This window comes from Chitinophaga solisilvae, from assembly GCF_009928525.1.
Lineage (GTDB): Bacteria > Bacteroidota > Bacteroidia > Chitinophagales > Chitinophagaceae > Chitinophaga > Chitinophaga solisilvae.
This window is the reverse complement of sequence record NZ_JAABOK010000002.1, coordinates 476,999-490,016: the sequence shown is the minus strand read 5'-3', so window position 1 is coordinate 490,016 and position 13,018 is coordinate 476,999. Positions and strand designations below refer to the sequence as shown.

The window sequence follows — 13,018 nt, the reverse complement described above, 5'->3', positions numbered from 1 at the left end:
CGTAATTCACCCACACATTGCCGTTATTACACCCGTTACATTCCGGAATGCTGACGTAAGTTTGCATTATCAACATCGGAATAACATAAACACAAACACAAACTATTTAAAACGTATAATCATGACAACCGCAAATCAGACAACCATCACCGTAGCAGCTATCGTTAATGCACCTGTAGAAAAAGTTTGGCAGTACTGGACATTACCTGAACATATCACACAATGGTGCCAGGCATCTCCTGACTGGCATGCCCCACACGCGGAGAGCGACCTGCGCCCCGGTGGAAAATTTGTAACCACCATGGCGGCAAAAGACGGCAGCGTGAGCTTCGACTTCCAGGGCACCTACACAGAAGTACAGGCGCCGAATGTACTGGCCTATAACATCGTTGATGGCAGACGCGTACACATCACCTTCGAAAGCAAAGGCGATACTACCGAAATCACCGAAACATTTGATCCGGAAGGTACCAACCCCCTGGAAATGCAACGCGGCGGATGGCAGGCTATCCTTGACAACTTCAAGCAATACGCAGAATCCCTCTGATGTCCGCTTCCGGACAAATTGTGTCCGCATACGAACAGGAATACAATGGTATAATGCCATGTCTGCCGCGCCCCATCAGGTGCGGCAGACATGGCAGTTTTTTTGCACAGGGGTCCTCCAAACGGGAATGATATGCTTTCAACCAACACTAAAACCGCCTGGAGGGCACTGAAAAAGAACAGGTTCTATACCATCATCAATGTGATGGGCCTGGCCATTGCCACCGCCGCGTTCCTGCTTATCATCAACTATGTACGGTTCGAATACAGCTACGAAAATTTTTACCGCAATGCAGATAATATCTACCGTATTACGCTGGACCGATACAAAGGCGCGGAATATGTAGTCACCGATTGCGAAACACATCCACCTCTCGGACCACTGCTCAAAAAAGACATTCCCGACGTGGTGGACTACGTACGCATCCAGCAGATCGATGATGCCGCCGAAATAAAATACCGGCAAAAGGTTTTTGTTACCAGCCGCATGTATGCATCCGACCCTTCTATCTTCACCATCTTCAACTACGATTTTAAAGAAGGCTCACCGGCAAATGCGCTCAACGAACCTTTCCAGGCAGTGCTGACAGCTTCCACCGCCCAAAAAATGTTCGGCGATAAACCCGCCAAAGGAGAAGTCATTCAGTTCATGGATAAATCCTATACCATTACCGGCGTTATCCAGGACCTGCCACCCAATACCCACCTGAAGATAAATATGCTCATCTCGCTGTCGACCCTGCCTCAACTGGGTTTCCAGCTTAACAGCTGGAACGGTAACAACAACTACACCTACGTACAGCTCCGCCCTCATACCAGCCTCACCGCATTTGACAGTAAGATGCGCACCCTTACCAAAGGCTTTATCCGCGATAATATCTACAGAACAGAACCCGTAAAGGATATTCATCTCTTCTCCCATAAAACCTTTGAACCTGAAATAAACGGGAATATTAAAACCGTTCGCTTCCTGCTGATAACAGCGTTTATGATTCTGCTGGTAGGCTCGGTAAATTATATCAACCTTACTACCGCACGTACCACGGAAAGAACGAAGGAAGTAGGTATGCGCAAAGCCCTGGGGGCTTCCCGCGGCAGCCTGGTCAGGCAGTTCATGATGGAAACCCTGCTGATTAACCTTTTTGCCATGGCGATAGCGCTGCTGCTGGTAAAACTGGCGCTGCCCTTTTACCTGGTGCTGGCAGACAGGGTGGCGGTTAACAGCTTCTTTACCTCACCCGTCTTCTGGCTGATCTGTCTGGCGCTGTTTGTACTGAATTCACTGCTCTCCGGTATTTATCCTGCAATGGTATTATCTGCCGTTAAACCGGTGAGTATTACGGTGAAAAGCTTTACCGCCTCCATTGGCAGCGCCCTGTTCCGTAAAACGCTGGTGGTAGGACAGTTTACAGCGGCCCTGGTGATACTTTCGGCCTCCTTCATTGTATACAGGCAGCTGGCCTTTCTAAGAAGCCAGGATCTGGGGCTGAACCCTGCCGAGCTGCTGGTGATAAAAGCAACATCCGGCGAAGATGACGCCGTACTGGAAAAAGAACAACCTGCCTTCCGGCAGGCATTGCAGCAGTTGCCGGCTATACAGCAGGCCTCCATTTCACAGTCACTGCCGGGCGTGCCGCTGAACCAGCTCAGTACCACCACGGGCATCAGCCGCTACGGCGCTACTGACGGCAAAGGATATAACTTCTACATGTATGGCATCGATTCCCGCCTGCTGGATATTACGGGTATTAAACTTGTAGCGGGACATAATTTCCGGGATGGATTTCCCAATAAAGACGAGGTCATCATCAGCCGCGAAGCCTCCCGCCTGCTGGGTTTCCGGACGCCGGAAACAGCCGTGGGACAACGCATTTCATTGACGCTTTCCGATAGCGCCAAATTCTCTACCATCGTTGGTGTAACGGAAGACTATCACCAGCTGTCCATGAAAGAATCCCTCCTGCCCATGCTGCACTGGTATCAGCAGATAGGCAAATACTATGTGCTGAAAGTCAGCACCGCTGAAATGCCTGCAACCATTGCACAAATCAAAAGCCTGTGGGAGCAGCATTTTCCGGGTCATACCTTCGAATACCAGTTCATGGATCAGCTATTTGACCAGCAATATAAAGCGGATGACCAGTTCGGGAAAGTGGTGAAAATATTTTCTGCCTTAACCCTCTTTATCACCTGCCTGGGTATACTGGGGCTCACAGCCTATAACATCACCCGGCGCACCAAGGAAATAGGTATCCGCAAAGTACTGGGCGCATCGGTAGGCAGTATCGTAGGGTTACTCTCCAAAGACTTTGTGAAGCTGGCGATGCTGGCGATGATCATTGCTACGCCGCTCTCCTGGTATATCATGCAGCAGTGGCTGCAGAACTTCGCTTACCATATGCATATCCGGTGGTGGATGTTTGCCTGGTCGGGCCTCCTCACCGCAGGCATTGCCTTCGTCACCGCCTGCCTGCAATCTGTCAGGGCTGCGCTGATGGACCCGGTGAAATCACTCAAAACGGAATAATTTTTTTATTTGGTTATTTGAGATTTTATATAAATCAGTAAGCCCCCTGGAATATTTTGGGATTTTCAAATTTTGAGATTTAAAAAAAAATGCAGCGGAGATATGAAAGTCTTCGCTGCATTTTTTAAAATCTCAAAATTTGAAAATCCCAAAATATTCCAGGGGGCTTACTGATTTATATAAAATCTCAAATAATTAAATAAGAAAATGAATGCTTATTGTTTTTGCATAATGAATTTCTTCGTGTGTCCTCTGCCGGCGGCGATAATATAAATACCGTCTTTCAGGGCAGCAGGCATTACTACTTCCAGTCTGTTATAACCGGCAACGATGCGGTGTTGCTGGTTGTATACGATCTTACCGCTCATATCTGTTACGGTGATAACCTGTAACCTGTTTTCGTGGCTGTTGATTTCCACGAATACGCGGTCTTTCACCGGTACGGGATAGATGCGGAAGTCTTTACCTGATTTACCTTCTTCTATATCCTGCTTATCTGATTTGGCAGCCGGAGATGCTACTTTCGGCGTGCTGCTGATGTTGGCAGTAAGCTGATAGCATTGTGAGGCACTGAAGGCGCCGCTGTAACCGTATACCTGTACGGAGTAAGTGCCGGGAGCGCCGTTGTTGTAAACAATTCTTTCGCTGGTAGTGCTGCCATTCTGAGAGATACCTATCTGTGTACCTGCGGGGTTGTAGAGTTTCACGTCATAATCGCCGGGCAGGTTGGCCAGCAGTATTTCAATATGCGGCTGTGCTGCGGTGGTGGTAAATTTATAATAGTCAACATCCGTAGAGGTGGCGATGAGTGCGCGTATATTCGTTCCCGTAGCAATGGCAGCTGCGGTGGCCAGGGTGTTGTTAGGCTCCAGAATGTCGGTGCAGGCTACTATTATCGGCGTGACGGTAGTGATAAGGCGGTAGCAGGTAGAATCGTATACAGCGCCGTTTTTACCATATACCTGCACATAATAGGTAGCAGCAGGGCCATTATAGGAAATGGAATCTGCCTGTGTACCTGTTTTCTGGGAGATGGCCAGCTGGGCACCGGTGGATGACAGCAGGCGTACATCGAAGTTAGCGCCGAGGTTATCCAGTACGATAGTGATTTTGCTGGTATCTGCTATCACAATTTTGAAATAGTCGCTGTCGCTGGCAGTGTTGATATTACCACGTACATCTACACCGGAAGAAATGGTAGCGGCGGTAGCGAGGGTGTTGTTAGGTTCATACGGATCTGTACACTTCTGCGGACCGGTAGTGTCATTGCAGGGGTAGTTGGAACCGTTGAGAGACAGTACGCCGGTATTATCCGGATCCAGCCAGGGTTTCAGCTGATGCAGCGCATCGCTGCCCATGGATGTCCAGCTGCGGTCCATTTTACCGTAGTAGTCAAATTTGTTGGCAGCGGTAGCATTACAGCTGGATGGGCCTCCGGAGAGCTGACCTACGATCTGGCCGTTGTTGTTGAACAGCGGGGAGCCGGAAGATCCGCCTTCTGTTACGCTCCAGTTAGTGGTGGTCTGCACCCAGATGGCTTTCCAGTGGGTATACGGCGCAGACCCGCCACCGCCGTAGTTGGTAGCTGTCAGCGGAGCGCTGTAGGCAGAGATTTTCTTGATGTCACCGGCAGGATGGTGAATGCACACACCGCTGGGACTGGCTGCTGCGTTGGCATTCCAGCCTGCATAATACACATTGTAGGAAGAGGGAACTGACTGGTTGAATTCCAGCAGCTGGAAGTCGGAACCATCTACGCTACCGGCATCGCCTGACCGGGCGCGTTGTACGCAACCGGTGATGGTATTGCTTACCGGTTCGCCGCTGGGGTTAGTACAACCCGGCGCTTCATAGTTGAAATAGAAAATCCACTGGTTGAAATCTGCTGCAGAAGCATTAGAACCACAGTGGTTGGCTGTCAGGAAGTAAGGCTTGCAGTTTTTGCGGGCATTGTTCACCAGCGAGCCTGTACACAGGTAGCTGCTGCTGCCGTTCTTGAAGATAATTTTTGCCACTGCACGTTTCTGGTTCTGCCAGTTAGCGCCTTCAGGGCAGTTTACGTTTACGTTACAGCTGCCGGAAGCACCAACGGTTTTGTCCATCGATGATTTGGACTCCGGAATTTTGTTGCTGTAGATGTTGTTCACCCCGGTGATGGTAAACCGTCCCTGGCCTTTCACAGCTTTGGGTTCGTAGTATTCCAGCACGGTGGTGCTGCCTTTCAGGATTTCAGTAGCGAACAATCCTGTTTCGGCGTTGTTGGCATCGGAATAGCTGCCGATTACCTGAGAATGATCTCCGTTGTACACGTACAGCCTGGAGCCTGCGGGCAGGCGGAAGTTGTCGTAATACAGGGAGGTCGCCAGTGCGCCATCCACCTGGATGTTCAGCCGCCAGATACGGTCGCCGTTACGCAGGGTGGTCCAGGTACCGGAATTGGACAGGGAATAGGACGCAGGCACGATCATGCCTATACGAAGCGGAAGCCCTTGTTTCAGGTTGGCCTCATCTTCTTCCCGCAGCTTGGCGATAGGCAGCGCGCCGACTTTTTTGGTGTCTACCTCTTCAGGCAGGGCAGCCGCAAAGGAGTAGGGTCTTCCTCCATTGCTGATCTGGGCTTTCAGGGAAAGGCTGAGAAACAGGATTCCCAGCAAAGTGAATAGTGTTTTTTGCATAATTCAGATTTTGGGTTTACATATAGTTGGGTTTAAAAAAACAAACGTGCATACCACTGTCAATGAAGACAGTGCTTTAACAAGAGACAGTACAATCGGATCACATATTCGCTTAACGATACCAGTAAGAGGGTGCATCAATACTTATGCGGGGGGAGGCTCGGCTGCAACAGATTTGATTATAACGGTTTTCACATAAGAAATGATTCCACCTGATTAAAAGTAGCATATGTTACTGCAGTCCCTTTACAAGGGAGTTTCGTCACATTTTTCTTCCGGTCTGTCACAATTTGTTTTCCGCCCTGCCACGGCCGGCTATCTTCGGGCAACAAAAAAAACAACCCTGTGATGAAAAAAATTTTTGCGCTCTTATTATCATGCTGCGGATATTTATCCGCCAGCAGTCAGGATAGCTTGTCTGCATTCAAATCCTATTTCGGTAATTATCAAAGCAGCAACGGCAGACTGTTTTCTGTAGGCCGCACTGACAACAACCTGTTCCTGATGGACTATGGCCAGTCTGCCTGCAGGTATTTATCTCCCGCAGGTAAACAGACTTTTACCGTTGGTAAAACAGGTGATAAAATTATGCTGCAGGATGATCATACCCTGCTCTTTATCAGCGGACAAAGGAAAGATACCGCATGGAAAGTGAAGCCTGCAGATACAGAAGACATGCTGGTGAAAGCCGACGGCGCCACCCTGGGAGGTACGCTCTGGAAGCCCCGCGGAAAAAACACCTTTCCGGTCATCATCCTCGTACACGGCGCCGGCTATGAAACCCGCCACAACATGCGCTACCTGCCCTACCTCTTCAATGCCTGGGGCTACGGCGTATTCACCTACGACAAAAGAGGCTGCGGCGTATCCACCGGCAGCTACCAGCCATGGGATGCAGGTATCCGCGTGCTGGCCGGCGATGTGGAACACATCTATCATCATCTGGAAACCAGGAAGGAAATATCCGCCATCAGCATGATGGGCATCAGCAACGGCGCCTGGGTTGTCAGCGATGCCGCCTCCAGACTGCCGCATACCGCATTCATCATCCCGGTTGTCGGCGGATTTGTACCTGTCTACAAACAGGAACTCTATCGCATACACGAAGCTGGTAAAAAAGCAGCCCTGACGCCACAAGACGTAGCAGAAATGGACAGTGTGATGGCAGCTATCTACAACGATCAATTCTTTCAGCAGCCACCGGCTGTCGCTATTCCTAAACTGCAGCAGCTGATGAGCTTCAGCGCCTCCAGGCCCTGGTTCTCCTCCATGCCGCTGAAGGATTTTCAACAGGTGCCCACCGAAACACTGTTTACAATGGGTAAGGCCGCCTGGGAAAATGAATTATCCTACAAACCGGAAAAATATCCTGCCTGCGAAATTTATGCTCTCCTGGGTGAAGCAGATAAAATATCGCCTGCCAGTCAGATTGCCGGCGTTGTCAACACCCTGCCAAAGGCATCCGCTACCGTGATTCCCCGCGCTACGCATTTTATGGTGGAAGAAGGTACAGACATTATCCCGGAACTATATCTCAAAACCCTGAAGAAAATATTGAAAGAAAAGAGACCTCTTTAATCGCGCCAGCAGTGCAGGCAATACCTGCACTGCTGCGCCTGAGGTGTACGGGCCAGCCGGCCGCATTGCGGACAGTTGTTAAAATAAACCTGCTCCGGAAATTCCCGCACGAGCCTTTCGGCAGTCCGCATACGGAAAATGGCGGGTCCGTCTTTCAGCAACTCCTGCACCTCCGGCTGGTTGCTAAGTACCTGCTTCTCCGCAGCTACTTCCATTAATGTCAGGAAATGATGATAATGCCTGAAAATATAATCGATCTCTTCCTGTTTCATTTTATTATCTGAGATGTAATCATTTGAAATACTGTTTCTGCAGGTCCTTTAATTTACCCGGACACCACGAATGCCTTCAAATCTCAAATAAAAAAATAACAAAATAACCACATACACAAGGGGTACGATAATTGAGGCTGTTCCACCATGCCTTCGTCTGTGATCCGAAAATATGATTATGATCCGGAGAATGCCGTGTTGCGGATTCTGTTCGTTTCGGGAGCCATTTATGACTACCTGGATGTACCGGAATCAGTGTATAAGTCAATGAAGCAGACGATATCCAAAGGAGTATTTTTCAATCAGGAAATAAAGGATAAATATACTTTCAGGAAGATAAAATAAAGGCCGTGCAACATCAAGCTGCACGGCCTTTATATGTAAATGGGTTAAGTAATTGTCACTAGAAAGAAAAAGCAAAAAGGTACATACTTAAAGTTAAGTCAAATACAGTAGAATGCCATATTAATCTTTCAACAACCACATGATTCCGTTCACGTCGTCGCTGGCGCCATACTGTCTCTTGATAGCTTCCACCAGGTTCTCGTTGTTATAGCTCAGTTCATCTCCGGGATACATCCATCTTACAGGAAATTTAGTACCGGGAACATTGAGATTGGATCCGGAATTCAGCACGAAGGCAGGATAACCTGTACGGCGCTGCTCATACCAGGCTACATATTTGCTGCCCTGCAGGAAACCTGCCAGGTATTTCTGCAGGATAATCTGTGACAGCTGATTTTCTGTACTGCCAGTCAGTGTATTGGCCGTTACATAAGACTGTATGTAAGCGTCGTCGATTTTCATGTTGTGATGGTAATCAGCTGCATCAGGCGTAAAGGCAGCGGTGAATTTCATGGCGCTGGTAATACCTGCGGCGAAATACGTTTGTGCCGGCGCCGTATTTATCCAGCCGCGGAGGGCAGCCTCTGCCAGGATGAATTGCAGTTCCTGATAACTGAAAACGCTCACCGGTTCGGCATTCACGAGATTTACGTACCGGTTGTTGATATCTGCATAATCCTTATCCACACGTATCGTCTGCAGGTCAGGGAAAGGCAGGGAAGGTTCTGCCCCGACGTATGCCTCCCAGTCGGAAGGCAGCTTGCCGGCGGCCAGCCGTACCGGCGATGGTTTCGCATAATAAAACAGGCGGCGGTCCTGCAAGGTCTTGAGCGGATTAATGAGCGTGGTGCTCAGCATGGTATAGTTCGACTTCACAAAAGAGTTGCCGGAACCTGCCGGCACATCGGACCACGGATAGTTTTGTCCGGCAATATTGTTATAGGTAACAGCAAAGTTATCACTATAGTCACGCATCAGCGGCCGGTTGGCAACAATATTCCGGAAACGTTCCACCACTTTCAGATCGGCATCGGAAGTCTTGCGGTACAGGTTCATCAGTACATGCAGTTCAAAACTGTTCACCAGTCTGCGCCAGTTATCTACTTTCCCGTTATATATCGGATCGCCGCCGAAGTCGGCGCCTTTGGCCAGGAAGGCATCTGCCTGATCCAGCTCCTGCAGGATACCCAGGAATACCTGTTTCTGCGTATCATATTTCGGCTGTACAATATTTTCCGTTTCACCTTTGATAGAGGCGGAATACGGGATATCGCCCACCTGCATGGTAGTCATAAAAAACTGCCATGCCCGGATGAAGGAACCCAGCCCGGTATACGCGTTACGCTGTCCTTCGTCTGTCGCGAAATTAATCATGGGCTGCACATTGCGCAGCAGCGACAAACGGGAATAGGTACCCCTTTCCAGCCTGTTGTATTGCAGATATTCCTGCCCTTCGCCCCAGGTGAGGTATTTACCCAGCAGGAACGGCTGCATAAAGGATTTGGTGCTGCTGATTTCTGATCTGGTTACCCCCAGGATCATGTTGGTGGCCAGGTTAGCGGAGCTGACAGTGGCGGGTTTATTCGGATTGGTATTGATGCTGTCAAATTTGGAACAGCCGCCTGCCAGTATCATGGCGGATGTCAGCATCAGTATATTTTTACAGGAGATCGTTTTCATGTTGTTTACTTTCTTGTGAGATGATCGCATTAGAAGCCTACCCTGATGTTTAAACCTACCATCCGCTGTGAAGGAGAATTCAGGTTTTCATTGTCTACATCCGGATCAGAGTATTTGAAATTGGTGAAGAGGAAGAGGTTCTGTGCTGTCAGCGATACAGAGGCGTTTTTGATACCTGATTTCGCCAGCATGGCAGCCGGGAAACGATAGCCCAGCGATACTTCCCTCACTTTCACAAATGTTTTATTCTGCACGCCACGGTCACCGCCACGGAATGATTGCGCATACGCCTGATAGGAAATGCCTTTGTCGTTCGGCGCATACTGACGTGTATCTGATATGATGTTTCCGAAATTATCGAACGCCACTTCGCCACTGATAACTTTCACACCATTACCTACATAATTCTTTTTACCGTTCACTACTTCATCATAACGGAACTCATTGTCTGATTCCGGGTTGGTACCGCTGTCCCACATCTTGTCATAGATGTAGTTGTACATTACGCCTCCTACACGGCCGTCGATATTGATACCGGCGGTGAAGTTGCCGAAGATGAAAGTGTTGATGAAGCCGAAGCTGAATTTAGGATCGGTATAGCCGAACACCTGTTCATAATTACTCAGTACCGGCATACCATTGTTGTGAATGATGTTGCCGGAGCCGTCTCTCAGCCAGTAGTTATCAGTATATATATCATTCCTTGCTCCCGGTTGTACCCAGGGTTTTTTAGGAGAATAAACCGGATCCAGGTCTTTGTAATACACGTGCTGGGTAGACCAGTTGACAGCAGATATCCACTCAAAGCCTTTCTGTTTGATGATGCTGCCGCTCAGGGATACTTCCACCCCTTTACGTACAGTTGTTTCACCGGTGTTGATATAGGTGGAGTCGAAGCCGGAAGCGCTGGAGATAGCCACTCTCTTCTGCTGGTTATAGTAATATTTGTTGAAGTAGGCCACATCCACACTCAGGCGCTTTTTGAAGAGATAGGCTGCTGTTCCCACCTCCCAGGTGCGCATAGAGCTGGGTAATATGTCCGGTGAGCCGAGCATGGTTCTGGGATAGCTGGCGGAGTTGAGCGTGTTCCAGGCAGAAGCGGTGGTATTATACAGGCGGTTAAGGGTATAAACGCCGGCCGGAGTTTTAAAGGTAGCCCAGGAGCCGCGCAGTTTCCACATGTCAACAAATGCGGGCATCTTCATAAATTCAGACATCACCACGCTGGTACCTACGGAAGGGTAGAAATAATCGCGCTGTTTTTTAGACTGTGCGGAGTTCCAGTCATTACGTCCTGTAACATCCAGGAACACGGCATTCTTCCAGCCGATGGCAGCGCGGCCGTACAGGCTGTTTACCTGCCTGCTGGAATATCCGGGCTGAACAATGGCGGGGTCAACAGAAGCATAGATGGAATAAAAAGTAGGAGAGGTTAAACCGTTCTTGGTGGAAGCATAAAGAGATTCGTCCACATAATAGTAAAGAGTGGCGCCGGCCATCGCATCAAAGGACCAGTCGCGCACCTTTTTGTTGTAGCTGAGCATCACATCGTTGTTGGTGCTCCAGCCGAAGGCATCGCTGATGCTGTACAGTCCTCTGGCGTTCCAGCCACCGCGGGTAGAGTAGATATTGGCAGTAGGGTTGCGTTTTGTTTCCTTGTTATTGTAAACATCATAACCCAGGCGGATAAGGAGGCTCAGGTCGGAAGTGAATTTATAGTTGGCGGTGAGGCTGGCATTCACGGTACTTTCCTGGATGCCGTTCAGTTTTTCATAGGCAATCAGGTAAGGATTGTCGTACCAGTTGGTATACATCCAGTTCTGCGTCTGGTTAGGTGTTTTCCAGTAGTCGCGGTACTGCCGGATATCATATTCCGGGCCTGTCCACATGGTCAGCTGGTAAATGTAGCCCTGGTTGCCGTAACCGGTTCCCCATATCTGCGGCGCTGTTCTTCTGCTCACGCCCATATGTCCTTCCAGGGTAAATTTATCGCTGGCTTTCAGTTCTCCTCCCAGGGTGAAGTTAAACATGTTCAGTTTCGTATTCGGAAACTGCCCCTTGTTGAAAATATGATTCAGGGAAGCACGGAAGCTGCCGTACTTACCGCTTTGCGATACGTTGATGTTGTTGTTGGTGATGAGCCCCATCTGCATAAAATTCTTCAGGTTGTTCTTACCTACGGAATTCAGCGGGCGGTTGTTTTCAAACTGTTTGGTTTCAGGATTCCAGTCTCTGGCAGTGTTGCCGGCATCCAGTTTAGGTCCCCATACATAATCGTTGTCTATCTTTCCGTTCTGGCCACGGGCGTAGGAAGACTGTACCTTTGGCAGTGACAGGAATCCGCTCTGCACCATGGTGTTGCTGTTGATGTTAACAGCCAGTCCTTCACCGCTGCCTTTCTTGGTTGTGATGAGGATAACGCCGCCGGAAGCGCGGGAGCCGTACAGGGCAGAGGCGGTGGGTCCTTTGAGTACATCGATGCTTTCAATATCATCGGAAGGTACGTCGCGCAGGGTCATGTTACCATAGGGTACTCCGTCTATTACCAGCAGGGCGCCTTCACCTCTCAGCTCAATAGTAGGTTTGGCGTTGAACTCGGTAGAGTTCTTAATTACCAGACCAGCCACCTGCCCGGTGAGGGAGGTAGCCATATCCACGCCTTTAACGGTTTGCACCGCGCTGCCCTTCACACGTTGAACGGCATAGCCGAGTGCTTTCTCCGCACGTTTCACACCGAGAGCGGTCACCACCACCTGATCCAGGGCGGTAGACAATTCGCGCATCACCACCTGGAAAAACTGTTGTCCGCTGATGGTGTATTCTACCGGGCCATAACCAATGAGAGAGAAGATGAGCACATCTCCGTCGTTGACATTTTCCATGGAGAAGTTCCCGTCCTTATCGCTGACAGCCGCCCTGGAGGCTCCTTTCAGACGAACGGTCACACCGGGCAAAACGTGCCCGGCGCTGTCTTTCACCGTACCTTTCACGCCTTGTTGTACTACAGGTAACGGGGATACAGCTGCAATTTTCATTTCACTGCCGGTAGCATTTTCTGATTTCACTACGAAGAACTTCTCTCCGATTTTCTTGCAGACAAGCCCCAGCGGGGAGATGTAGTGATTCATAACCGTTTCAATATTGCCGGCTTTGAACGTAGTGGAATTTTTCAGGGTGATGGTTTTACCTTCCAGGAGGTGCGTGTTGTAGTTAAAACGTACATCAAACTTCCCTTCCAGTTCACTGATCAGCGAGATCAGCGGCATAGCCTGTGTTCCGCCATCGCGGGCGGATACGGCGGCATGCGCCAGGGTAAACGGCAGTTGCATACAGGCATACAATGCCATTATCATTATCAGCCTGCAGCTGATTGATCTAATTTTTTTCATAGTAAA

Annotated in this window: 8 protein-coding genes; 4 read left to right on the top strand and 4 right to left on the bottom strand. The window is 49.4% G+C overall.

Annotated elements, in window-relative coordinates; genetic code table 11:
* The first annotated feature begins 121 nt into the window (after positions 1 to 121).
* Positions 122 to 547, top strand: coding sequence for an SRPBCC family protein (locus GWG06_RS04730; RefSeq protein ID WP_127040837.1), 426 nt, complete (start codon positions 122 to 124; stop codon positions 545 to 547).
* A gap of 132 nt (positions 548 to 679) precedes the next feature.
* Entirely contained in the window at positions 680 to 3,073 is a 2,394-nt protein-coding gene (locus tag GWG06_RS04725; RefSeq protein WP_160711640.1) for an ABC transporter permease, read from the top strand.
* Positions 3,074 to 3,288: 215 nt separating this feature from the next.
* On the opposite strand, the gene GWG06_RS04720 is transcribed toward GWG06_RS04725, so the two are convergent.
* Positions 3,289 to 5,748, bottom strand: a complete 2,460-nt coding sequence (locus GWG06_RS04720; protein WP_160711638.1) for a pre-peptidase C-terminal domain-containing protein — start codon at positions 5,746 to 5,748, stop codon at positions 3,289 to 3,291.
* Positions 5,749 to 6,096: 348 nt separating this feature from the next.
* Between GWG06_RS04720 and GWG06_RS04715 the strand changes: the two genes are divergently transcribed.
* Positions 6,097 to 7,326: an alpha/beta fold hydrolase gene (locus GWG06_RS04715; protein ID WP_160711636.1), complete on the top strand. Its 1,230-nt coding sequence runs from the start codon at positions 6,097 to 6,099 to the stop codon at positions 7,324 to 7,326.
* Here GWG06_RS04715 and GWG06_RS04710 read toward each other — a convergent pair.
* Entirely contained in the window at positions 7,323 to 7,598 is a 276-nt protein-coding gene (locus GWG06_RS04710) for a hypothetical protein (RefSeq protein ID WP_160711634.1), read from the bottom strand. The two genes, GWG06_RS04715 and GWG06_RS04710, sit on opposite strands and share 4 nt — an antisense overlap.
* Before the next feature lie 147 nt (positions 7,599 to 7,745).
* On the opposite strand from GWG06_RS04710, the gene GWG06_RS04705 reads away from it, so the two are divergent.
* Positions 7,746 to 7,943, top strand: a complete 198-nt coding sequence (locus tag GWG06_RS04705) for a KTSC domain-containing protein (RefSeq protein WP_160711632.1) — start codon at positions 7,746 to 7,748, stop codon at positions 7,941 to 7,943.
* Positions 7,944 to 8,063: 120 nt separating this feature from the next.
* Here the strand turns inward: GWG06_RS04705 and GWG06_RS04700 are convergent, their stop codons facing one another.
* Positions 8,064 to 9,623: a SusD/RagB family nutrient-binding outer membrane lipoprotein gene (locus GWG06_RS04700; protein ID WP_160711630.1), complete on the bottom strand. Its 1,560-nt coding sequence runs from the start codon at positions 9,621 to 9,623 to the stop codon at positions 8,064 to 8,066.
* A 29-nt stretch (positions 9,624 to 9,652) separates the two neighbouring features.
* Positions 9,653 to 13,012, bottom strand: coding sequence for a SusC/RagA family TonB-linked outer membrane protein (locus GWG06_RS04695; protein WP_127040858.1), 3,360 nt, complete (start codon positions 13,010 to 13,012; stop codon positions 9,653 to 9,655).
* Positions 13,013 to 13,018: the final 6 nt, after the last annotated feature.

What these genes read in the sequence shown, in the direction of transcription:
- GWG06_RS04730 (WP_127040837.1), top strand. Translation starts at nt 122, where the DNA reads ATGACAACCGCAAATCAGACAACCATCACCGTAGCAGCTATCGTTAAT.
- GWG06_RS04725 (WP_160711640.1), top strand. Translation starts at nt 680, where the DNA reads ATGCTTTCAACCAACACTAAAACCGCCTGGAGGGCACTGAAAAAGAAC.
- GWG06_RS04720 (WP_160711638.1), bottom strand. Translation starts at nt 5,748, where the DNA reads ATGCAAAAAACACTATTCACTTTGCTGGGAATCCTGTTTCTCAGCCTT.
- GWG06_RS04715 (WP_160711636.1), top strand. Translation starts at nt 6,097, where the DNA reads ATGAAAAAAATTTTTGCGCTCTTATTATCATGCTGCGGATATTTATCC.
- GWG06_RS04710 (WP_160711634.1), bottom strand. Translation starts at nt 7,598, where the DNA reads ATGAAACAGGAAGAGATCGATTATATTTTCAGGCATTATCATCATTTC.
- GWG06_RS04705 (WP_160711632.1), top strand. Translation starts at nt 7,746, where the DNA reads ATGCCTTCGTCTGTGATCCGAAAATATGATTATGATCCGGAGAATGCC.
- GWG06_RS04700 (WP_160711630.1), bottom strand. Translation starts at nt 9,623, where the DNA reads ATGAAAACGATCTCCTGTAAAAATATACTGATGCTGACATCCGCCATG.
- GWG06_RS04695 (WP_127040858.1), bottom strand. Translation starts at nt 13,012, where the DNA reads ATGAAAAAAATTAGATCAATCAGCTGCAGGCTGATAATGATAATGGCA.